The organism is Pseudomonas sp. WS 5051, from assembly GCF_012985715.1.
Taxonomy (GTDB): Bacteria; Pseudomonadota; Gammaproteobacteria; order Pseudomonadales; family Pseudomonadaceae; genus Aquipseudomonas; species Aquipseudomonas bubulae.
The window spans coordinates 1-23,330 of record NZ_JAAQWV010000020.1 but is presented as its reverse complement, the minus strand read 5'-3'; the positions used below and the strand labels follow the sequence as shown (position 1 = coordinate 23,330).

General features: G+C 56.8%; 18 protein-coding genes. 7 read left to right on the top strand and 11 right to left on the bottom strand.

Annotation, left to right across the window (positions count from 1 at the left end; translation table 11 throughout):
- Positions 1-50: 50 nt before the first annotated feature.
- The 4 genes from preA to HBN79_RS21670 form a co-directional block, all read right to left on the bottom strand.
- Positions 51-1,325 carry an NAD-dependent dihydropyrimidine dehydrogenase subunit PreA gene (gene preA, locus HBN79_RS21685; protein WP_169917168.1) on the bottom strand — a complete coding sequence of 425 codons (1,275 nt, stop codon included), beginning with the start codon at positions 1,323-1,325 and terminating at the stop codon, positions 51-53.
- Positions 1,326-2,693, bottom strand: a complete 1,368-nt coding sequence (locus HBN79_RS21680; protein WP_169917167.1) for an NAD(P)-dependent oxidoreductase — start codon at positions 2,691-2,693, stop codon at positions 1,326-1,328.
- 58 nt (positions 2,694-2,751) lie between these two features.
- Positions 2,752-4,191, bottom strand: a complete 1,440-nt coding sequence (hydA, locus tag HBN79_RS21675) for a dihydropyrimidinase (RefSeq protein WP_169917166.1) — start codon at positions 4,189-4,191, stop codon at positions 2,752-2,754.
- A 313-nt stretch (positions 4,192-4,504) separates the two neighbouring features.
- The gene (locus HBN79_RS21670; RefSeq protein ID WP_143518572.1) at positions 4,505-4,744 is read right to left on the bottom strand and encodes a hypothetical protein; all 240 of its coding nucleotides are present in this window, start codon (positions 4,742-4,744) and stop codon (positions 4,505-4,507) included.
- 53 nt (positions 4,745-4,797) lie between these two features.
- Between HBN79_RS21670 and HBN79_RS21665 the strand changes: the two genes are divergently transcribed.
- On the top strand, positions 4,798-6,285 hold the full coding sequence (locus HBN79_RS21665) for an NCS1 family nucleobase:cation symporter-1 (RefSeq protein WP_095002357.1): 1,488 nt from the start codon (positions 4,798-4,800) through the stop codon (positions 6,283-6,285).
- A 36-nt stretch (positions 6,286-6,321) separates the two neighbouring features.
- Positions 6,322-7,590, top strand: a complete 1,269-nt coding sequence (locus HBN79_RS21660) for a Zn-dependent hydrolase (protein ID WP_095002358.1) — start codon at positions 6,322-6,324, stop codon at positions 7,588-7,590.
- 207 nt (positions 7,591-7,797) lie between these two features.
- Here the strand turns inward: HBN79_RS21660 and HBN79_RS21655 are convergent, their stop codons facing one another.
- The gene (locus HBN79_RS21655) at positions 7,798-8,778 is read right to left on the bottom strand and encodes an IS5 family transposase (protein ID WP_106117533.1); all 981 of its coding nucleotides are present in this window, start codon (positions 8,776-8,778) and stop codon (positions 7,798-7,800) included.
- A 314-nt stretch (positions 8,779-9,092) separates the two neighbouring features.
- Here HBN79_RS21655 and HBN79_RS21650 point away from each other — a divergent pair, with 314 nt between their 5' ends.
- The 4 genes from HBN79_RS21650 to HBN79_RS21635 are packed head-to-tail and all read left to right on the top strand — an operon-like array spanning position 9,093 to position 12,821.
- Complete coding sequence (locus tag HBN79_RS21650) at positions 9,093-10,043, top strand: PLP-dependent cysteine synthase family protein (protein WP_169917165.1); 951 nt, start codon at positions 9,093-9,095, stop codon at positions 10,041-10,043.
- On the top strand, positions 10,040-10,606 hold the full coding sequence (locus HBN79_RS21645; protein ID WP_165446483.1) for a phosphoribosyltransferase family protein: 567 nt from the start codon (positions 10,040-10,042) through the stop codon (positions 10,604-10,606). Before HBN79_RS21650 ends, HBN79_RS21645 begins: the two co-directional genes overlap by 4 nt.
- 50 nt (positions 10,607-10,656) lie before the next feature.
- Positions 10,657-11,571: a DMT family transporter gene (locus tag HBN79_RS21640; protein WP_169917164.1), complete on the top strand. Its 915-nt coding sequence runs from the start codon at positions 10,657-10,659 to the stop codon at positions 11,569-11,571.
- A gap of 11 nt (positions 11,572-11,582) precedes the next feature.
- Entirely contained in the window at positions 11,583-12,821 is a 1,239-nt protein-coding gene (locus HBN79_RS21635) for an ATP-grasp domain-containing protein (protein ID WP_232527607.1), read from the top strand.
- Positions 12,822-12,937: 116 nt separating this feature from the next.
- Here the strand turns inward: HBN79_RS21635 and HBN79_RS21630 are convergent, their stop codons facing one another.
- The 3 genes from HBN79_RS21630 to HBN79_RS21620 are packed head-to-tail and all read right to left on the bottom strand — an operon-like array spanning position 12,938 to position 18,711.
- On the bottom strand, positions 12,938-14,350 hold the full coding sequence (locus tag HBN79_RS21630) for an efflux transporter outer membrane subunit (protein ID WP_095018835.1): 1,413 nt from the start codon (positions 14,348-14,350) through the stop codon (positions 12,938-12,940).
- A complete protein-coding gene (locus HBN79_RS21625; RefSeq protein ID WP_095002363.1) occupies positions 14,334-15,500 on the bottom strand; it encodes an efflux RND transporter periplasmic adaptor subunit in 1,167 nt (388 codons plus the stop codon). Before HBN79_RS21625 ends, HBN79_RS21630 begins: the two co-directional genes overlap by 17 nt.
- On the bottom strand, positions 15,490-18,711 hold the full coding sequence (locus HBN79_RS21620; RefSeq protein WP_169917163.1) for an efflux RND transporter permease subunit: 3,222 nt from the start codon (positions 18,709-18,711) through the stop codon (positions 15,490-15,492). Before HBN79_RS21620 ends, HBN79_RS21625 begins: the two co-directional genes overlap by 11 nt.
- Before the next feature lie 189 nt (positions 18,712-18,900).
- On the opposite strand from HBN79_RS21620, the gene HBN79_RS21615 reads away from it, so the two are divergent.
- Positions 18,901-19,311, top strand: a complete 411-nt coding sequence (locus HBN79_RS21615; protein WP_095018837.1) for a hypothetical protein — start codon at positions 18,901-18,903, stop codon at positions 19,309-19,311.
- 120 nt (positions 19,312-19,431) lie between these two features.
- Here HBN79_RS21615 and mapR read toward each other — a convergent pair whose 3' ends face one another.
- The 3 genes from mapR to HBN79_RS21600 all read right to left on the bottom strand — a co-directional run bounded on the left by mapR (position 19,432) and on the right by HBN79_RS21600 (position 23,132).
- Complete coding sequence (mapR, locus tag HBN79_RS21610; RefSeq protein ID WP_095002453.1) at positions 19,432-20,844, bottom strand: GntR family transcriptional regulator MpaR; 1,413 nt, start codon at positions 20,842-20,844, stop codon at positions 19,432-19,434.
- A gap of 146 nt (positions 20,845-20,990) precedes the next feature.
- Entirely contained in the window at positions 20,991-22,412 is a 1,422-nt protein-coding gene (gene ccoG / locus HBN79_RS21605) for a cytochrome c oxidase accessory protein CcoG (protein ID WP_095018838.1), read from the bottom strand.
- A gap of 222 nt (positions 22,413-22,634) precedes the next feature.
- Positions 22,635-23,132, bottom strand: a complete 498-nt coding sequence (locus HBN79_RS21600) for an AAA family ATPase (protein WP_346010149.1) — start codon at positions 23,130-23,132, stop codon at positions 22,635-22,637.
- Positions 23,133-23,330: the final 198 nt, after the last annotated feature.

Here is a 23,330-nt window from a genome sequence, read left to right as displayed (position 1 = left end):
ACACACCGCATTGCCTGCATCGCGAGCAAGCCCGCTCCCACAGGGTTGATTTACGAAGCCACGCAGTACGGGTTACGTGGGTCGTGGTTCCAGTCCAGAAATGGCAGGCCATTGTTGTGTGGCACCATCTCGATACAGTCCTGCACCGGGCAGGTTATCTGGCACAGGTTGCAACCCACACATTCATCGTCGATCACTTCATACCGATGTGTGCCGTCGGCCTGCTTCAAGCTGGCGATGGCCTGGTGCGAAGTATCTTCGCAGGCAATATGGCAGCGCCCGCAACCAATACAGGCGTCCTGATCGATCCTGGCGATAACCTGATAATTGATATCCAGATATTTCCAGTCAGTAGTGTTGGCCACTGCACGGCCGGAAAAGTCCTCCAGGCTGGTATAGCCTTGACTGTCCATCCAACGCGACAAACCGTCTTTCATTTCTTCAACAATTCGAAATCCGTGAAGCATCGCTGCGGTGCATACCTGTACCGAGCCACAGCCCAGGGCAATAAACTCTGCAGCATCACGCCAACTGCCAATGCCGCCTATCCCACTGATAGGCAAGCCTTTGGTCAGCGGGTCGCGGGCAATTTCCGCCACCATATTCAGGGCTATCGGCTTGACTGCCGAACCGCAATAGCCGCCGTGGGTGCTCTGGCTGCCCACTACGGGTAGCGCCACCATGCGTTCAAGGTCGACACTGGTGATCGAGTTGATGGTGTTGATCAATGACACCGCATCGGCGCCGCCACGATGGGCCGCCCGGGCGCTAAGTCGCACATCGGTGATATTGGGCGTCAGTTTGACGATCACCGGCAATGAACAGTAGGTCTTGCACCAGCGTGTGACCATTTCCACGTACTCGGGCACCTGGCCCACGGCCGCGCCCATGCCGCGCTCCGGCATGCCGTGGGGGCATCCGAAATTCAGCTCGATGCCATCGGCACCGGTGGCCTCCACCAGTGGCAGGATGTATTTCCAGGACTCTTCTTCGCAGGGCACCATCAGCGACACGATAAGGGCCCGATCCGACCAGTCCTTCTTGACCTGGGTGATCTCGCGCAAGTTGATTTCAAGGGAGCGATCGGTGATCAGCTCGATATTGTTGATGCCCATGACTTCGCGGTTGGGGCCGTAGTGTGCCGAGTAACGCGAGGACACGTTAACCGCGGCCGGGTCCTCACCCAGGGTTTTCCAGACCACGCCACCCCAGCCTGCCTCGTAGGCTCGTACCACGTTGTAGGCTTTGTCGGTAGGTGGCGCAGACGCCAGCCAGAACGGGTTGGGGGCCTTGATACCGGCGAAAACAATCGAGAGATCGGCCATTTATGCAGCCTCCTGATCAAGCATGAGTTGGGCATGCATGGCTTCTGCGGCCAGCTTGCCGTGTTGCACGGCCTGTACGGTCAGGTCTTGCCCCAGAGAGGTGCAATCGCCTCCGGCATACACACCGGGAATATTGGTGCGCAGGTGTTCGTCTACTTCGATGCGATCGCCCGCGCGCTTGAGTGTTTGCGCCAGCGGATCGCTCAGGGCTGCATCATCAAAGGCCTGGCCTATGGCCTTGAACACCGCGTCTGCGGCCAGCTCGAAGGTTTCACCGGTGGTCACCAGGCGCCCGTCTTCCAGGCGTGTGCGGGCAAAGCGCATGCCGCGCACCTTGCCGGTGTTGTCCAGCAACACGTCCTGTGGCTGTGCCCAGGTCATTAGTCGCACCTGATTGGCCTTGGCAATGTCCTGCTCGTGCCCGGTGGCGCCCATGTCCTGCAGCCCGCGGCGATACACCAGATTCACTTCGCGAGCGCCAAGACGGGCCATTTGCACGGCCATATCGATCGCGGTGTTGCCAGCGCCCAGCACAATGCAGCGCTCGGCCAGGGGTAGCCGGGTCAGGTCGTCGCTTTGGCGCAACTCGCGGATGTAGTCGGTGGCAGCCAGCAGCCCCGGAGCATTTTCATGGGGCAAACCCAGCTGGCGACTGGCAGCCAGACCCAGCCCGAGAAATACCGCATCGAATTGCCGGTGCAGTTCGCTCAGGCTCAAGTTGTCGCCCAAGCGCTGGCCGTGGCGCACTTCAATGCCGCCAACCTGCAGGACGAAATCCACTTCGCGCTGGGCAAAATCGTCCACCAACTTGTATTTGGCAATCCCGTACTCGTTAAGCCCGCCGGATTTCTCCCGCGCTTCGAAAATCACCACCTCATGCCCGTGCAGTGCCAGGCGATGGGCGCAAGCCAGCCCCGCAGGTCCGGCGCCGACCACCGCGATGCGTTTGCCGGTGGGCGCGGCACGCTTGAACGGATGCTCGCTGAACTGTGCATGATCGACCGCATAGCGCTGTAACAAACCGATCAGTACAGGCGCGCATTCCTGGCTGTTGTTGCGCACGCAGGCTTGCTCGCACAGTACTTCGGTAGGGCACACCCGGGCACAACTGCCGCCGAGGATATTGGCCGAAAGAATTTTCTGTGCTGCGCCCTGGATGTTTTCCTGTTGGATATTGCGAATAAACGACGGGATATCTATATCGCTGGGGCAGGCATTGACGCAGGGGGCGTCGTAGCAATACAGGCAACGTGAGCTTTCCAACACGGCCTGGCGAGCATTGAGGGGCGGCGCCAGATCGGTAAAGTGGCTGGCCAGCACCTGCGCAGATTTATGGGGGTGGGGTAAATGGTTCAAGGACTTGATCACGGTGCTTACCTCAGGGGTGAGGAGATCTTTGTGCCTCTGTCGGGCAGTGTTTTTATGCTCAGCGTTTAACAGGCACCGGTTGCTGATGCTCGGCGCGCTTTTTCAGCAAGTCGAACACCGCAGGGTAGGCCGGGCGTTCGATATAGCGACCGGCTCCGCGTTCGGCCCGCAGGTCACCGTCAACCCACACCAGGCGACCCTGACTGATGGTATGACTGGGCACACCGCGTACGGTCTTGCCTTCAAAGATGTTGAAGTCGACATTTTGATGGTGGGTTTTGGCGGAAATGGTGCGGGTGCCCTGAGGGTCCCATAGCACCAGGTCGGCATCGGCACCGACCCGGATCGTGCCTTTGCGCGGGTAGATATTGAAGATCTTCGCGGTGTTGGTGGAGGTCAGCGCTACAAACTCCTGCATCGACAGGCGCCCGGTATTCACGCCTTCATCCCACAGCAGCGCCATGCGGTCTTCGATACCCGCCGTGCCGTTGGGGATCTTGCTGAAATCGTCACGCCCGGCGGCCTTTTGTTCGGCGCAAAAGCAGCAGTGGTCGGTGGCGGTAGTGTGCAGGTTGCCCGATTGCAGGCCGTGCCACAGTGCCTCCTGATGCCCGCGAGGGCGGAAGGGCGGGCTCATCACGTAGCCTGCTGCCGTTTGCCAGTCGGGATGCTGGTACACGCTGTCATCCAGCAGCAAATGCCCGGCCAGTACTTCGCCATATACCGGTTGGCCCTGACTGCGGGCGTAGGTGATTTCGTCGAGTGCTTCACGGGTCGAAACATGCACCAGGTACAACGGTGTACCGAGGGTCTGAGCGATGCGGATCGCCCGGCTGGCAGCTTCGCCTTCCACCTGGGAGGGACGTGACAGCGGATGGGCTTCCGGCCCCGTCATGCCCTGAGCCAAGAGTTTGCGTTGCAGGTGGTGCACCAGTTCGCCATTTTCGGCATGCACGGTGGGCACTGCGCCCAGCTCCAGGCAACGCTCGAAGCTGGCCACCAGGGTGTCGTCTGCGGCCATGATCGCGTTCTTGTAGGCCATGAAATGCTTGAAGCTGTTGATGCCGTGATGGCTGACCAATTCGGCCATTTCTTCACATACCTGCTCGCTCCACCAAGTGATTGCGACATGAAAGCCATAGTCTGCTGCCGACTTTTCGGCCCAGCCCCGCCACTGATGAAAAGCCTCAAGCAGGGACTGCTGCGGGTTGGGAATGACAAAGTCGATAATCGATGTTGTACCGCCTGCCAGACCGGCCGCGGTGCCACTGAAAAAGTCTTCGCTGGCGACGGTGCCCATAAACGGCAATTGCATATGCGTGTGGGGGTCGATACCACCGGGCATCAGGTATTGGCCGCGACCATCGACAACTTCGCAGCCTGGGGGAACATCAAGATCAGTGCCAATCGCGCGGACCAGACCGTCAGCGCAATATACATCCGCACAATAACTTTCATCATGGGTCACAAGCGTAGCGCCACGGATTAACAGCGACATACGGAGTTCCTCGAAGGCTGACCGGCTAGAGCCGGTTCTAACTGTTGTTATTGAAATTTAGTGGGAAGTTTGCATTCCTGCCACTGGTGACAGGAATAAAATCTAGTGGGTTGTTGAAGAATGATCAAACTTTATTTTTAACGGGGTTAGATATGTATAACTATATGATTTTTAAAGTTAATTATTTTAAATCACCAAAATGATGCACGGCCTCACCATTTTGACGCACTTGACAGGATTCAAATATAAGCGAACTTTCTTATGCGAAATCAGGTGCTTGAGCTTGCGAATGAAGGGAGGTGAGTCGATTAAGTTAATAAGCACGCACCGAAGTGTTTCGTTTGGCGATATAAAAAAACTGATAAAGGCCTTTAACGGGAATGAGAGTCATTTGGCTGGTGTTTAAAACGGTTTTAAAAGCAGCGTGTTGCCAGACATGCAGGACGGTTTGAGCAGGCGAGGGAAGTAACACGGCACAGTTCTTGATTGTTGCTGCCATGACCGGGCGGGATAGGCAAGTAAGTGTCCAGGCAAGGGAGCGCTTTGTGTCCATACGCAGCGCCAGGCCGTTCAACCAGGAGCAGCACAACAAGAGAGTGATCGACTATGCAACCGAGCAGATCAAAAGTCACCGAACGTAACGGTTTGTACGAACTGGATGCCGGGCCTGAAGTCCTCGATAGCCCCCGGTACAACCACGATATCGCCCCCACCAAAGTTCATGAGCGCACCTGGAACAAGTGGCATATCACTGCCTTGTGGGTCGGCATGTCCATTTGCGTACCCACCTATACCCTGGGCGGGGTTCTGACAGCCTATTTCGGGCTTTCAGTGGGTGAGGCACTGCTGGCGATTCTGCTGGCAAATATCGTGGTATTGATCCCTCTGACTCTCAATGCCTTTGCGGGCACCAAATACGGCATACCCTTTCCTGTTTTGCTGCGTTCTTCCTTCGGCATTATCGGCTCCAACGTACCGTGTCTGATCCGTGCTCTGGTGGCCTGCGGCTGGTTCGGGATCCAGACACTGTTCGGCGGTCTGGCCATTCACCTGTTTCTGGGCTCGGTGTTCGAGGGCTGGAAAAGCCTGGGCGGTACGGGTGAAGTGATCGGCTTCATGATTTTCTGGGCGCTCAACCTGTGGGTGGTATTGCGCGGTGCCGAGTCGATCAAGTGGCTGGAAACCCTGTCTGCACCCTTGCTGGTACTGGTCGGTCTGGGCCTGCTGGTGTGGGCTCTGCCCAATGTGTCGATGAGTGAACTGCTGGCCCAGCCGCCCAAGCGCCCGGAAGGTGCCAGTGTGTACGGCTACTTCTTTGCCGGCCTGACTGCAATGGTGGGTTTCTGGGCCACCTTGTCCCTGAATATTCCGGACTTCAGCCGATACGCAAAAAGCCAGAAAGACCAGATCCTGGGGCAGATTTTTGGCCTGCCGCTGACCATGTTCCTGTTCGCCGCTCTGGGCGTGGTGATGACGGCAGCGTCCGAAAAACTGGTAGGCGTTACCGTATCCGACCCGGTCAGCCTGATCGGCCATATCCAGAGCCCGGGCTGGGTGGCACTGGCCATGGCGCTGATCATCATCGCCACGCTGTCGACCAATACGGCGGCCAATATTGTGTCGCCCACCAATGACTTCCAGAACATCGCTCCCAAGTTGATCAACCGCACCACGGCAGTGATCTTGACCGGCCTGGTGGGCTTGGCGCTGATGGCTCATGAATTGCTGAAGAAACTCGGCCTGCTGGTCTCGGATGTTAGCCTGGAAACCGTGTACTCCAACTGGTTGCTGGGTTACTCCAGCCTGCTTGGGCCGATTGCCGGGATCATGGTGGTCGACTATTTCGTTATCCGTCAGCAAAAACTCGACCTTGCCGGGCTGTACCGTGACGGGGTGTACCCGGCCTGGAACTGGAAGGGTTTTATCGCTTTTGGTGTACCTGTGGCGCTGACGTTGCTGTCGTTGGGCAGCAGTGCCTTCAGCTGGTTCTATGACTTCGGCTGGTTTACCGGGTCGTTGCTCGGGGCCGTGATTTATTACGGGTTGTATCGCCTGAACAGTCAGCAAGCAGAAGCCGTCAAAGGCACGGTTTGAAGCGCCTTCCTATAAAAACTGCCTGAGGAAACTATCATGAACGCCGCACACGACCTTCAGCAGCACCGCGCGCCATTGATCAACGGCGAGCGCCTGTGGGCCTCGTTAATGGAACTGGCCCAGCTGGGTGCCACGGTAAAGGGCGGTGTATGCCGCCTGGCCCTGACCGACCTGGACCGCCAGGCCCGGGATATTTTTGTACGCTGGTGTGAGGACGCCGGTTGCACCGTCAGCGTGGACGCCGTGGGCAATATCTTTGCCCGCCGCCCGGGGCGCAATCCGGATTTGCCACCGGTGATGACCGGCAGCCATATCGACACCCAGCCCACCGGCGGCAAGTTCGACGGCTGCTTTGGCGTACTGGCCGGGGTTGAAGTACTGCGCACCCTCAACGACCTCAATATCGAGACCGACGCGCCGCTGGAAGTGGTGGTGTGGACCAATGAAGAAGGCTCACGCTTTGCGCCTTGCATGATGGGTTCCGGGGTTTTTGCAGACAAGTTTACCCTTGAAGAAACCCTGGCCAAAACCGATGCCCAGGGCGTGACCGTGGGTGAGGCCCTGAATGCAATTGGCTATGCTGGCAGCCGCCAGGTCAACGGCCACCCGGTGGGGGCCTACTTTGAAGCTCACATCGAACAGGGGCCGATTCTGGAGGACGAGCGCAAAACCATCGGCGTCGTACTTGGCGCCCTGGGGCAGAAATGGTTCGACCTCAACCTGCGCGGTGTAGAAGCCCATGCCGGGCCTACGCCCATGCACCTGCGCAAGGATGCATTGGTCGGGGCGGCGGCCGTGGTTGCCGCCGTCAACAAGGCAGCTCTTGGCCATCAACCCCACGCCTGCGGGACCGTGGGTTGCCTGCAAGCCTATCCGGGCTCGCGCAATGTCATCCCCGGTGAAGTACGCATGACCCTGGACTTCCGGCATTTGCTGCCCGAGCGGCTGGACTCGATGATCGAGCAAGTGCGTGGGGTGATTGAAGCCACCTGCGAGGAGCATGGCCTGAGTTTCGAACTGACTCCCACAGCAGACTTTCCGCCGCTGTACTTCAACCCTGATTGCGTCAACGCCGTGCGGGATGCGGCCAATGAGTTGGGCTTGTCGAACATGGATATCGTCAGCGGGGCAGGGCACGACGCCATCTTCCTGGCCGAACTGGGTCCGGCAGGGATGATATTTGTGCCCTGTGAAGGCGGCATCAGCCACAACGAAATCGAAAACGCCGATCCCAAGGATCTGGCAGCGGGATGCGCGGTATTGCTTAAGGCAATGTTGGCGGCGTCGAAAAATGTAGCGCATTGATGCTTATTTAAAGATCCAGCACTTTCTCCTGTCTATGGGAGCGGTAAAAGCCGCTCCTGTTCCCATATTTTCTTGTTCTTTAGGGATGCTCCGATCAACTTGCTGCGCGGCGGCCGCAAGTCGTAATTTGCACGGCACGCAGCGCTATTTGCTCAAAACGACCTGATGCAGTGTTCATCGAGGGCGTTTTTCGCCCGGTTTTCCATGTTAAGCGCGCAACTCGCCCATACCCATCAGTTGTTTTCGAGCCATCCACAGGTTCGACAGGGCGAACAATGTGGTCAACTGAGCCGTGTTTTTCATCAGCCCACGAAAGCGCACTTTCACGTACCCAAATTGGCATTTGATCACCCGAAACGGATGTTCGACCTTGGCCCGTGTCTGGGCTTTGCAGTACTCAATCTTGCGCTTGGCCTTGTAGAGCACGCTGCGTTTATTCAACTTGGAATAGGTGCTGCGGCGCGCCGCGATTTGCCAGATCACTTCACGATTTTCATGCTCTTCACGCTTCTCAACGCCGGTGTATCCGGCGTCTGCATACACTGCATTTTCTTCGCCATGCAAAAGCTCGGCGACCTGTGTGACATCGGCGACGTTGGCGGCGGTGCCGTGGACGTGATGAACCAAGCCGGACTCGACATCAGCGCCAATATGGGCCTTCATTCCGAAGAAATACTGGTTACCTTTTTTGGTCTGATGCATCTCGGGGTCGCGCTTTCCCTCTTCGTTTTTAGTCGAACTGGGAGCATGAATAATGGTGGCATCGACGATAGTGCCCTGACGCAGAGACATGCCTTTGCCCTGCAAATAACCATTGATGACCGCGAGGATTGCAGGTGCAAGCTGATGCTTTTCCAATAAGTGCCGGAAATTCATGATCGTGGTGTCTTCAGGTATCGGGGCGCTCAAGGTCAAACGTGCAAACTGGCGCATGGGCGTGATTTCGTAGAGCGTTTCTTCCATGGTCGGATCGCTCAGGGAAAACCAATTCTGCAACAGATGAATACGCAGCATGGTTTCCAGAGGATAGGGTTTTCTGCCGCCACCGGCCTTGGGGTAGAACGGCTCGATCAGGCCCAGCAGACCCGTCCAGGGCACGACCTGATCCATCTCGGCGAGGAAGCGTTCGCGGCGTGTCTGCTTGCGCTTGCCGGCGTATTCGAAATCGGAAAAGCTCATCTGGCTCATAGGCGGCTCGGATCAGGTGGTCAGGCGTATTTCAGCACATTTGAAAACTTGTTCGGAGATTCCTTAGATGCCCGCGAGATCGAATATTTGTTTCGTGATGTTTCGTTTCGCCTGCTGTGTCGGCATATTTGTATTTTAAGTTTGCGCAATAACAATGGCTTAGTGTTGTCCTAAAGATGATTCTGTAAGATGGTGTAGGATCTTTCTATGTATATTTGTTTGCGGCTATGGTCTCTTGAGGGTAATGTTTATTTGAGAACTTGTTGGGTTATTAATAACTGGGAAGTTATCAGGCTAAAGGTTGTGGGGGGGTTATGAATCTGGACGATATTGGCAATACACCACTCGTTGAGCTAATGCGATTTGCCTGCAATGGAGGTCGCTTGTTTTCGAAGTGTGAATATATGAATCCTTCTGGCAGTCATAAAGATCGAACTTATTTGAATATCATCACTTCGCTAGAGCGTGAGGGTGTCATTCGTAAAGGTATGACGCTGGTTGACTGCTCGACCGGTAACGGTGGGGCGGCGCTAGCATGGATTGGAAAGAAGAAAGGTTATTCCATCAAAATATTCATGCCGGAAGGGATGACATGTGAACGTAAAGAGCAAATAAGAGTGTATGGAGCACATGTGGTCGAAACCCCCAAAGAAAGCTTTTTGGTAGGGGCCGTTGATGCAGCTAAAGAGTATGTGAAAAGTAAAAATTCTAGTGAGGTCTATTTCTTGGATCAGTCGAGCACGCTACTTAATAAGTTGGCCTGGCATACCTGCGGAGAGGAGATTGTCAAAGCGCTTGGTGAGTACAAAGTTGTACCGGATTATTTCGTGTGTTCTTTAGGTACTGGAGGCACGTTCTCGGGTATTGCTGAAGTCTTGAAGCGGCATTATAGAGATATTAAAACAGTCGGTATTGAGGTGGATGCTTCTGCTCCATTGTATGCCGCAAGGCAAGGGCTTGAGTTTGAACATCGGTCGCATAATCTTATGGGGCTGGGAGCAGGTGTGTTGTCGATTAATACAACCCCTAACTTGATCGACGAAGTGGTTGTCGTGGATGGTGATGAAGCCTGGGAACAGATGAGGTTGTTTGTGTCAAAAAATGAATATGGCATAGGGCCGACGTGTGGTGCCAACTTGTTAGTGTGTGAAAAGATAGCGGCTATGCAAAGAGGTTTAAATATCGTCACGCTTTTTTTTGATAGTGCATGGAAGTACAAGAGCTGTTGGGATGGGGTTTATCCAGCGTATACGGAGGTCAAATGATGCTGCTGAAAGAGGTATATGAGAGAGCTAAAGTAGTTAGTGTGGGGGCAACAAGAATTACAGTAAATGAATTTACGGATCAGCTGCCGGCTTTGAGGCCGGAGGTGCTCCTCGAAGCGGCACGTGGTGTCATTGAGGTCATGGATTGGCATGTTGATAAAATAGTGACGGAGGAAGATAAGGGCGCACCGCTGGCGACAGCAGTCTCCATATTGACGGGTATTCCAATGGCTATTGCACGATGGTACACATATAGCCTTGAAGATGTGAATGATGTGTGTGTGGATCTTGAATCAGAATATTATCAAGGGAAGCTTTACCTTAATGGAGTTGTTGCGGGTGATAGAGTGGTCATTGTCGATGATACTCTGAGTACGGGAGGTGCTGTTATATCGTTGGTGGAGGCTGTTCGGCGTAGTGGGGCTGAAGTGGTCGATGTCGTGTGTGCAGTAGAGAAAGTACAAAATAATGGTAGGGAGCAGGTTTTGAATAGTACGGGTGTTGCAGTTAAAACGCTCGTTAGGATTGTATTGTCTGAAGATAGGGTTCGGGTGTTGGACTGATCCAGAAAAGCTCGCTAGGCGTGAGGGGAAGTAAGTAGGAAGGGTTGTCTATGAAGCCTGAAAACTTGGGTGTTATATTAGGGTTGTTCTTTTGTTTTATCAGCGCCGCCTTTGACGTGTATGTCGCGTTTATAACGCAGGTACTTGATACCCTGGTGGTTGTTTTCTATTGCTTTGTTTCGTCTGCTGCATTGTTTATGATGTACAGCCTCCGTGCAGGCAGGCATAGCTTGATGGACAAGATCCAGCAAGACTGGCCATTGGTGGTATGGATCAATCTGTCGGTATTGTTGAATTGGGGCGGTCTTTTTTATGCCCTGCGATTTCTGGAACCAGCGGTAGTAGGGGTAGCCTCAGTAGCCTGCGGCCCAGCAATGACTTTGCTGGTGTCGAGCTTTGTAAAAGGTGCTGGCAAGGCCACTGCACTCGAAACCCTGATTGCCGGACTGGTATTGCTCTCGGTTGCCATAATGCTGTTTCAGTCTTTGGTCGGGGAAAGTGGTATTTCTTCGACTTCCATAGAACAGAGAATTATCGGTATTGTCAGTGTAGTGCTGTGTGCAATGGGCACGGTATTTTATACGATTGTTTCCAAAAAGATGTTTTATTGTCGTTGGAAAACTTATGACATTCTGGCTGTGAGGAGCGTCATGATGGTAGTTGTTTGCAGCCTGTTTATCAGCTTCAGCGACACCTCATTCAGTCTCGCCCCCCAGTGGATCTTGCCGCTGTCAGTTCTGGTTGTCGTCGGCCATCTGTTGCCTGTCTACCTTATTCAAAAAACCATTTTTCATCTCAGTCCAATAGCGGTGTCATTTGTATTGCTGACGTTGCCGGTTTTTACCTTGCTACTTCAATACCTGGATTCGCGGGTGGCGATTTCAATGCCGAGCATCCTGGCCGTCTGTCTTATTGTTGTACTGCTGGCCTGGCTGGATATATCAAACAGGCGAGGTGCGAAATGATAAGAGTTGTAGTGGTTGACGGATTTTCGTCGGGTAAATTCCTGGCAAAGAAATTGTACGAAAATGAATGTGCTTTATTTCATGTTGTGTCCAGTTCTGATCTCGATGGCTATTATTATGCCGGATTTGATTCGTCTATTTACGAGCGATCCATCGTTCATACGGATACGACGTTCACGTTGGCGGAGCTCAGGCATTTTAATCCCGATGTTATTATTGCTGGGGCAGAAAGCGGGGTGTTATTGGCCGATCTGTTGAATGAACAGTTGGGGCTGGATTACGTCAATGAGTTTTCCAGGAGCAGGGCTCGCAGAAACAAATACGAGATGATTCAGTGCGTTACCGAAGCCGGTTTATCCGCCCCTGCCCAGTGCGCAGTGGATACGTGGAGCGACGGTAAAGACTGGGTCGCTGCCCATGGCAGGTTTCCGCTAGTCGTAAAACCCCTGGAAAGCGCAGGGGCGGACGGGGTTTATATTTGCCGCGATCTGGCAGCGTGCAAGGGGGCATTCAAGGCGCTGTTGGGTACGCGCAACAAGTTGAGTCTCGAAAACAGCCAGGTGCTACTTCAGGAGTATTTGGTGGGCACTGAGTATGTCGTCAATATGGTGTCCTTGAATGGGTATCAGTTGGTCACAGAGGTGGTGAAATACACCAAGCGTGTGCTGGAAACAGGCAGCATCGTATATGACATCGATCAACTGCTTGCTTGCACCGACGCTCCGTATGCCGAGTTGGTGGCCTATACCCGTAAGGTGGTGAAGTGCCTGGGTATCCGTAATGGCCCCAGCCATGCCGAGGTTATGTACACCGAGGACGGGCCAAAACTGGTGGAGATTGCAGCACGTACAGACGGGATTCTAAGGCCCGGTGTCTCGGCACTGACCACCGGTCTTGGACAGATTGATGCATGTGCACTGTCCATTACTCGGCCCCTTGAGTTTGAGCAGCTACTGGCCGGCAATCAGGACTATGTACTGTCCAGGCACACTTACAATGTGTGCCTGATCAATCATTCGGAAGGTGTTTTCTGTACCGGGGCATTTGTGCAGCAATTGCGCAGCCTGGCGTCTTTTTTCGAGGTGGTGTTCTACGTCGAAAATGGTCAGCGAATTGCGCCTACCCGGGATGTATTCAGTCAGCCGGGCACTGTTTATCTGGTTCATACCGATCTGGCGCAGATCGAAGCCGATTACGCTCGAATCCGTGAAATGGAAGCAGCCGGGATCTATCTACAAGAGAAGAAATAAGACAGACGCCCCAACCTGTGGGAGCGGGCTTGCCCGCGATGCAAGCACTGCGTTCTGTCAGGCAAATCGCGGTGTTGCCATCGCGGGCAAGCCTGCTCCCACTGATGCGCAGGGCGTCAGCCCTGCCAACCACCCCCCAACGCCGTCAATAACCCTACGCTGGCCTGTAACTGTCGGGTGTGCAATGCCTGCACCTGGCGCTGGGCCTGCAGGGCGGCAGTCTGTGCGGTGACTACGTCCAGGTAACTCACCGCGCCGGCTTCATAGCTGTGAGTGGCGATTGCCCGGGTGTGTTCGGCGGCGTTGGCTGCAGCCTGTTCATCGAGGCTTTCCTGTTGCAGGTCTCGCAGCTGGGCGAGGTTGTCTTCAACTTCACGCACCGCGTGCAGCACCTGGCTACGGTAATGAGCTGATGCTTCTGCAAATTCGGCCCTGGCCTGGCGTTCCTGGCCATCGAGCCTGCCGCCGTCAAAAATCGGCAGGTTGACCAACGGCCCCAACGCCCAGAACCTGTTACCGGCAGACAGCAAATTGCCGCTACCCTGGGTTTGCCCGCCAAGCAGGCCGGTCAGGCTGAAGTCCGGGTACCAGGCGGCCTTGGCTACGCCGATCCCGGCATTGGCGGCGAAAACCCGGCGCTCGGCCGCGGCGATGTCGGGGCGCCGTTGCAGCAGGGTACTGGGCAGGGTGCGCGGTTGATCAGGCAGGTTTAGCGTTTGCGAGTTGGCCACCAGCTGAAAGTTGCTGGCAGGTTCGCCCACCAGTTCACCGATGGCGTGTTCGGTCAGGTTGCGTTGGGCGCGGACGTCATCCAGCTGCGCCTCGGCTTCGGCCAGTTGGCTTTGGGCACGGGTCAGGTCGAGTTCCGAGGCGATCTGCCCCTGATAGCGCGAGCGGGTCAGTTGCAGGGCCTGAGCGTAATCATCCAGCGAGCGGGTGAGGATTTGCTGCTGCGCATCCAGCCCGTCAAGTTGCACATACAGGCTGGCCAATTGGCGTTGCAGGCTCAAACGCGCGACGGCCAGGTCATCCGCCGAGGCCTGGGCTTGAGCATCGCCCGCCGCCACCTGATTGCGGATTTTGCCCCACAGGTCGAGGTCGAAATTCAACGCAAACCCCGCCGTATTGCTGTTGTAGACCGATGGCTGAGTACTGCCGCGCAATGGACGGTTGTCCGATTGACGCTGGCGCAACGGCTGGCCACTGGCGGTAATTTGTGGGAACAGCCCAGCGTGCAACTGGCTGGCATACGCCTGCGCCGCATCGAAGTGGGCCAGTGCCGCGGCCAGATCCGGATTGGCCTTGAGCAACTGCTGTTGCAGGCTGTTCAGGCGTTCATCCTGGTATACCCGCCACCACTGTGGTGAGAGCTGGTCGGCAGGTTGCGCGCTGTGCCACGGGCCGTCGCTGGTTTGCTCACGGTAGTGCTCGGGCAACTTGAGGTCGGGTGCCTTGTAGCCTGGTGCCAGTGAGCAACCCTGCAACGCCAGGGTCAGTAACAGGGCGCTGCGTTTAAGCCTTGGCTGCATGGGGGGCTCCTGCGTCGGCCAGCTTGACCGAGTCGCCTTCGCGCAAGGCGTCGGGCGGATTGTCGATGACGGTGTCGGTGGCCGTAAGGCCTTGATCGATCACCAGTCGTTCGCCCAGATCAAGGCCGATATGGATCGTTTGCAAATGCACATGCCGGGCCTTGTCGAGCACTGCCACCTGTGTGCCCTGGGCACGGAAAATCAGGGCGCTGGCCGGGATACTGACGCCATGGGTATCGGCCGGGATCGACAGCAGCGCCTCGGCATAGTCGCCGGGCATCAGCGCGTCACCAGGGTTGAGGGCGACGAACTGGGCCATCAGGGTGCCGGAGCGCTGGTCAATTGCTGTCGAGTTGCCGATCAGTTTTGCATTGAACATTTGCCCCGGATGTTCCGGCACACTGAGTTGTACCTGCATGCCGGGGCGGATCACGCTGGCGTAGTTCTGTGGCACTGGCACATACAGGCGCAGCTGGTGCGTGTCGGCAAGATCGAACAGCTCGGTATCGCTGTCGGTGTCGGCCTTGATCAACTGGCCGATATCGGTATTGCGCGCGGTGATGGTGCCTGCAAAAGGTGCGCGAATGGTCTTGTAGGCTTCCAGCGTCGACAGTCGTGCGTAATCCGCCTCAGCGGCTTGGGCATTGGCCTTGGCGGCGGCAGCATTGGATAGCTTTTCGTCAGCCTCCTGGCGCGACACCGAATGGCTTGCCAGCAGATTTTGCCAGCGTGTGGCCGTAGTGGCCGCGAGCCGGGCGTTGGCTTGCTCCTGGAGCATATGGGCGCGGGTCTGCGCCAGTTGCTGATCCAGATCCGGACTGTCGATAACCGCCAGGACCTGCCCGGCCTTGACCTTGCTGCCAATGTCGGTTTGCCAGCTTTGCAGGTAGCCGTTGACCCGGGCATGGATCGGCGCCTTGCTCCAGGCCTCCAGATGCGCGGGCAGGCGCAGGGTATCGCCATGGGCGTTCTGCAGGGGCTGGAATACGTTGACAATCGGCAGTGCGGCCGCTTCGGTCCATTGGCTCACCGCGTGCTCATGGCGACTGCGGGCGGCCAGTCCATTGGCGACCAGCAAGGCGGCCAGGGTCAGGCCACCGATGCCCAGGTATATCAAGCGCTTGCGCGAGGGTTTTTGATCAGACGACATGGGAAGTTTCTCCAGCAGCAGCTCGATTTTTTTCACGGCCGTGCACCAGGCTAAAGACCACGGGCACGAACAGCAGGGTGGCAACGGTGGCTAGCATCAGACCGCCAATAACGGCGCGTCCCAGGGGGGCGTTCTGTTCTTCTGACAAGGCCAGCGGGAGCATGCCGATCATCATCGCCAGTGCGGTCATGCACACGGGTCTGAAACGTGTATAGCCCGCTTCCATTGCTGCCTTGAGAGCGTCGCCATGTTCGGCCAGGCGTTCGCGGCAGAAGCTCACCACCAGGATCGAGTTGGCGGTAGCCACCCCCATGCACAAAATAGCTCCGGTCAAGGCGGGCACCGACAGCGAGGTACCACTGAGAAAAAGCATCCACACAATCCCGGCCAGGGCCGCGGGCAGGGCAGTGATGATCACAAAAGGATCGAGCCACGACTGGAAGTTGACCACGATCAGCAAGTAGATCAGCACCACCGCGCCGAGCAGGCCGAAGCTCAGGCCGCTGAAGGCTTCATGCAGGGCATCGATCTGGCCGTGAAGGCTGATGATTGCGCCTTTGGGCCGCAGGTTGGCTGCGCCATCAATCACTTTTTGCACATCGGCCGCCACCGAGCCCAGATCGCGACCCTGAATATTGGCGTAGAGGTCCAGCGTCGGCTGAATGTTGTAGTGAGTGACCACGGCCGGGCTTTGCACACGGCTGATAGTCGCCAGCCCGCCCAGGATTTGTGACTGGCCGTTACTGCCGGTCACGGGCAGGGCTTCGAGGGCCGGCAGGCTGTCCAGACGATACTGCGGCGTTGCGGCTACCACACCATAAGACACACCGTTCTGCGGGTTGAGCCAGAAGGTCGGTGCCACCTGGGAGCTGCCCGCCAGGGAGGCCACCATGCTGTTGGTCACATCCCGTTCGGTAATCCCCAGGCCATTGGCGCGCAGGCGGTCCACCTTGACCTGCAGCGACGGGTAACCCACCGACTGCTGAATACGCAGGTCGGCAATTCCCGGTACATGTTGCAGGCGACGTTGCAGCTCCAGGGCATAGGCGCGGTTGGCCTCGTCATCACGCCCGGAAATTTTCACGTCCAGCGGAGCCGGTGCTCCGAAATTGAGGATCTGGGTGCTGATATCTGCAGGCATAAAGGCGAACTGGCTGCCGGGGAAACTCTCCGGCAAGGCTTCTCGCAAGCGTTTTACATAGTCGGCCGTCGGGCTGTGGCCTTCTTTAAGGGTGACCTGAATATCGCCGTCCTGCGGGCCGATAGTGCCACTGCTGCTGTAGGCCATATCGATGCCGCTAAGCGGAATGCCGATATTGTCGATCACTGTGTCCAGTTGCTCGGCCGGGATGATTTCTCGAATCCGTGACTCGATGCGATCGAAGTCCGCAGCGCTTTCTTCGATGCGCGTGCCCAGCGGCAAGCGCACATGCAAGGCCAGGGCACCGGCATCGGTGGCCGGGAAAAAGTCCTGGCCCAGGCTTGGCAGCAAGGCAAAGGAGGCCAGTACACAGGCCATAAAACCCAGCAGAAAGCGTTTGCGATTGGCCAGGGCCAGTTCCAGTACGGCGTAGTAAGCGTCCCGTACTGCCGAAAAACGGCGCTCGAATCCCGCCTGAAAGCTCAGCAGTGCACGCACTGGTGCCGAGTGCTGGCGGGTGTGCTGATCGCCCTCGTGATGGTTGATGTAGCCGTCTTCCGGGTGATGCCCTGAACCTTGTTCCGGCACATGTGGCTTAAGCAGAAACATCGCTAGGGTCGGCACCAGAGTGCGCGACAGAATAAAGGAACTGCCCATGGCGAAAATCACCGACAGCGCCATCGGCCGGAACAGATAGCCAGCAATGCCCTGCAACATGAACATCGGCACAAACACGATGCAAATACACAGCAGCGACACGAACGCCGGGCCGACAATCTGCTTGGCGCCGTCCAGGATCGCATCGCGCACCGACTTGCCTTGCTCGAGGTGCCAGTTAATGTTCTCGATGGTTACTGTGGCATCGTCCACCAGAATCCCCACCGCCAGCGCCAGCCCGCCAAGGGTCATGACGTTGAGCGTTTGCCCGCTCAGGGCCAGCAGGGCGATGGCCGACAGCACGGCCAGGGGGATCGACACGGCAATGATCAGGGTTGAACGCCAGCTGCCGAGGAACAGCAGAATCATCGCGCTGGTCAGCAGGGCGGCAATGATGCCTTCCTGAGCCACGCTGCTCACCGATTGCTTGACGAACACCGAAGCGTCGCCCAGCAACGAAGTTTTCAGCGACGGTGGCAGGGTTTCGTTGATACGCGGCAGCATTGCGCGAATGCCGTCGACGATCGACAGGGTGGAGATATTGCCGTTTTTCAGCGCCGGCATCAGCACCGCACGATGGCCGTCGACGCGCACGATATTGGTTTGCGGCGGCGAGCCGTCACGCACATGGGCCACCTGGCCAATGGTGATCAGCGCGCCATTGACGGTCTTGATCGGCAGGTCATTGAGTTCGTCGATGGCCTTGGGGCTGTTGTTGAGCAACACCGTGTATTCATAGGTGCCAAGCTTGGCGGTGCCCACCGGGATGATCTGGTTTTGCGCTGCCAGGGCATTGCCCACATCCTGTGCGGACAGGCCTTTGGCAGCCAGTGCCTGGGGGTCAAGGTCGAGGGTGATCTGACGCTGCTTGCCACCCATCGGCGTCGGCATGGCCAGGCCCGGCAGGGCGCTCAGGGGCAGGCGGATATTGTTCTGCACCAGGTCGCGGATTTTGGCTTCCGAAAGTGTCGGGCTGGAGAACGCCAGTTGCAGGATCGGCACCGTGGACGCGCTGTAATTAAGGATTAGTGGCGGGGTAATCCCCGGCGGCATCTGCTTGAGCACGGTCTGTGACACGGCGGTCACTTGCGCGTTGGCGGTGCGAATATCGACGCCGGGCTGGAAGAAAATTTTCACGATGCCCATGCCGGGCAATGACTGCGACTCGATATGTTCGATGTCGTTGACCGTGGTACTCAGCGAGCGTTCGTAGGTGTAGATCACCCGGCCGGCCATGTCGGCAGGTGCCAGGCCGGTGTATTGCCAGACCACGGCGACTACCGGAATGCCAATATCAGGAAATACATCAGTAGGGGTCCGCACAGCGGCAAGTGGCCCGATGATGCAGATGAAAATCGCCAGCACGATAAACGTGTACGGCTTGTGCAGTGCGGTCTTTACCAGCCCGAGCATGCCAGAACCTCCGAGGAGTGGAATTGCAAACCTCGGCAGTCTCACCGCTCAAACCTAACGTTCAGCTTTCAGCAACGTGAAGGATCCTTTAGGAAAGGGCTGAAATTCCCTTCATTTTCATTCATTTGGCGCAAGGCGCAAGGCGCCGCAAGCTTGCGGCCTACTCTATTGTTTCGAGGCTCGACTGCGATGAACCTTAAACCGCTTCTGCTGATTCCGTCCCTGAGCCTGGTGCTGTTGCTGTCGGCTTGTGCAGGGCCCATGCCCAAGCAGGACCCGGGCGAAGCCTGGATCGGACTGAAAGAAGAGGGCAACAGTGACCTGATGGCCGAACGTGTAGACGGCAAAAGCATCAACGATGGCCGCTATTTTGAAGTCACGCCTGGTGCCCACCGGCTGGACGTGACCCTGTATGAAGGTGCCACGGGTGATGAAAACCAGGTGGATTGCCAGGGCAAGGTCAACTACAGCGGGTTTAAAGCGGGTGAGCATTACGAATTGATCGAATCGAGCCTGGGGCCTGAAGTGAGTGCACGCCTGGTGGATGGCCACGGCAAGGAAGTGGCCCACACGGCGGACTTCACCTGTATGCCGGGGTGAGATTGCGATCCCTGTAGATACGCTGTTGCCGGTCAACCCTCCCTGTGGGAGCGAGCCTGCTCGCTCCCACAGTTGAAATGTCCTTCAGACTTTGTAGCCACTACCGAAGGAACGAGGGCATCAAGTGAACGATTTGACGATTTTGCCCAGGGTCTCCATGGCCTTTTCGCAGGCAGCGTCCCATGGGCTGCCGTAGTTCAGGCGGATGCAGTTTCTAAAACGTTGGGTAGCCGAGAAGATCGGCCCCGGCGCAATGCTGATACCTTGGGCCAACGCCATCTGAAACAGCTTGAGCGAGTCCATTTGCTCGGGCAGCTCCAGCCACAGAAAGTACCCTCCCGATGGCTGGCTGACCCGGGTTTGTGCCGGGAAATAACGCCCTATCGCTGCCAGCATCGCGCTTTGCTGCTCCTCTAGGGCATAGCGTAATTTACGCAGGTGGCGGTCATAGCCGCCATGTTGCAAATAGTCGGCAATCGCCGCCTGGGCTGGCATGGAGGCGCACAGCGAGGTCATCAGTTTAAGCCGCTCGATTTTCTGCGCGTAACGCCCCGCAGCCACCCAGCCAATGCGATAGCCCGGGGCCAGGCTTTTGGCAAACGAGCCGCAATGCATCACCAGCCCTTCGGTATCAAACGCCTTGGCCGGCTTGGGCGGGTGCTGACCGTAATACAGCTCGGCATACACATCGTCTTCGATCAACGGCACCTGATGGTCACTCAGCAACTTCACCAGTGCCTGTTTCTTGGCCTCTGGCATGGTCGCGCCAATCGGGTTCTGAAAGCTGGTCATGCACCACACGGCCTTGATCGGGTGGCGCTCAAGGGTTTGTGCCAGCACGCCGAGGTCGATGCCATCTCGCGGGTGCACCGGGATTTCCACGGCCTTGAGCTTGAGCCGTTCCAGCACTTGCAGGCAGGCGTAGAACGCCGGGGCTTCGATGGCCACCAGATCACCGGGTTCGGTGACGGCCTGCAGGCACAGGTTGAGGGCCTCCAGCGCGCCATTGGTGATCAGCAGTTCCTCCATCGGCAGCATCAGCCCGCCGACCATATAGCGCAGGGCGATTTGCCGGCGTAATTGCGGGTTGCCGGGGGACATGTCGGTCACCACCATGCGCGGGTCCATTTCGCGGCTGGCGGTGGCCATCGAGCGGGCCAGGCGTTGCAAAGGGAACAGCATCGGGCTGGGGAAGGCCGAGCCAAAGGGTACGGTGTGCGGATCCTTGATCGAGTCCAGCACCGAAAACACCAGGGCGCTGACATCCACCTGGGTGGACTCGGTGACGTGGCTGCTGAACACTGGCTCGCAAAACGGACTGGGTGCATGGGTGTTGACGAAATAGCCTGAGCGCGGCTTGGCCCGGATCAGACCGCGACGCTCCAGCAAATAATAGGCTTGAAAAACCGTCGAGGGGCTGACGCCGTAGGTCTGGCTGGCATAGCGCACCGAAGGCACGCGCTGGCCGGGGCCGAGCACCCCGGAGCGAATCAGTTCGGCAATATCGTCGGCAAATTTTTCGTAGCGTTTCATGGAATAAGGCTCGGTCCGGCGTTGGGTTACTGGCGGGGCAATGGTGTGGGAGCGGGCTTGCTCGCGATGGCCTGACTGCGATTTGCCTGACACACCGCAGCAATCCTGTCGCGAGCAAGCCCGCTCCCACACAAAGTATTTGCAGCTTAACGGTTCAGCGGGGCAACAAAACGGCTTTTGGCCACACTGCGCACGCTCGGTTCGTCGGTGTCGGTGACCACAAACTCGATGGTCTGCGAGCTGCTTTTCGGGCGCTCGGCCAGCAGGGCAACAGACACCGGTACATCGACAATCTCGCCGGGGGCCAGGGTCAGTTCGGTTTTACCCTGCAACTGGAACGCCTCGCCGTCCTGCAACGAAACCCGGTAGTGCTGAGGCTCCTGGGTCTTGTTGATGATTTTCAGGCTGTAAATGTTCTCGATCTGGCCCTGGCTGTTTTCACGGAACAGACCGCGATCCTTGATCACATCCAGGGACACCATGGTGCGCATATTCAGCGCCATCACCAGCGCGCCGATCATCACCAGCAGCACCACGGCATAGCCGATCAGCCGCGGGCGCAGCAGATGGGTCTTGCCGCCTTGCAATTCGTGCTCGGAGGTATAACGCACCAGGCCCGGAGCGTAACCCATTTTCTCCATCACCGAGTCGCAGGCATCGATACAGGCCGCGCAGCCGATGCACTCCATCTGCAAGCCATCGCGAATATCTATCCCGGTGGGGCATACCTGCACACACATATAGCAATCGATGCAATCACCCAACCCGGCCTGCTTGGGTTCGACCCCGCGTTTGCGCGGGCCGCGGTTTTCGCCGCGGGCCACATCATAGGAAATGGCCAGGGTGTCCTTGTCGAACATCACGCTCTGGAACCGTGCATACGGGCACATATGCATGCACACTGCCTCGCGCAGCCAGCCGGCGCTGATATAAGTGGCGCCGGTGAAAAACAGCATCCAGAACAGGCTGATACCGGCGATCTCCAGGGTCAGCAGCTCTGTGGCCAGTGGCCGTACCGGGGTGAAATAACCGACAAAGGTCAGTGCCGTCATCACGCTGATGGCCAGCCACAACGAGTGCTTGGCCGTTCGGCGCAGGATCTTGTTCAGGCGCCAGGGCGCTGCTTGCAGCTTTATGCGCTGGTTTCTGTCACCTTCGGTGATCTTTTCGCACCACATAAACAGCCAGGTCCAGGTGCTCTGCGGGCAGGTGTAGCCACACCATACGCGCCCGGCAAATACCGTGATTGCAAACAGGCCAAAGGCTGCAATGATCAGCAGTGCCGAAAGCAGGATGAAATCCTGCGGCCAGAAGGTCGCGCCGAATATATGAAACTTACTTTCAGACAAGTCCCACAGCACTGCCTGACGGCCGTCCCAGTTGAGCCATACGGTGCCAAAGAACAGTAAAAACAACAGGCCTGCTCCCACGATTCGCAGGGTGCGAAACAGGCCGGTGAAACTGCGGGTATGAATCAGGTTGTCGCTGGACTTGTTATTGGTTTTTGCGGCTCTTGGTCGGGGAGCCTCAAATGATTCAAGTATCTGGACGGGAATTTGTTCGCTCATGGTCTTTCGCTCATCAGCCTCCATCAGGCCCGAGCACTATGCCCAGCGAACTGTTTGCATAACAGACTCAGTTATTTGAATTAAAAGCGGATCAGATGGCGCTTTCAGGCGGCCTGCGACAATCGGCTGCACCCGAGGTTCTGCCCCGGTTTTGCTGGCTTTGCACGCCTGTAACGCAGTTGGGTGGTACAGGGGGTGATCGGGGTCAAGAAAATCTGCGAATCACGGTCTGATGGGTTGTGATGACTTGTGCATGTCAGCCCCACATGCGGCCTTGATAAAGACTTGATCGAGGGTGCTGGCCTGATAGTGATATTTGAACGCTTCACCGTCTTCAAAGTGTAGGAATTTCTGTTGGCTGATCATGTAAAAGCCTTGGCAGTTTTCGCTGATTTCATCGACATTGTGCGAGGACACAAGGATTGCCGCCCCGTCCTGTGCCGCACCGCGCAGGCATTGCCAGATATGAAAGCGAAATTCCGGATCTACCCCTGCAGTGGGTTCATCCAAAATGTAGAAATCAGCTGCGACCGACAGCAGTGAAACGGTGAAGAACCAGCGTTTTTCACCGTAACTGCACAGAGAGGATTTTTTGCTCCAGATCTCGTTGTAGCGGTCAAGGATTCGAGGGCTCCAACGGGCCAGCTTCTCTTGTATATGGCATTTGTTGATGGGGGCGGGCGAGCAGAGTAAGGCCGTCATTTTGAAAATGTCATACATGCGCAACGCGGGAGGTGTCATTAGTGTCTGAGATAAATAAAGTTGTTGAGTAAAAGGGTTTATGATCTGGCCATTTGAATCGCCCCGGGTTTCCTAGACACTCTCCAGGCTCGCTGCGTAACGCTTTTCAAACTCTACCGGTGACAGCTGATTGTTGAAACTGTGGCGTCGTTTTGGGTTGTAAAACATCTCGATGTA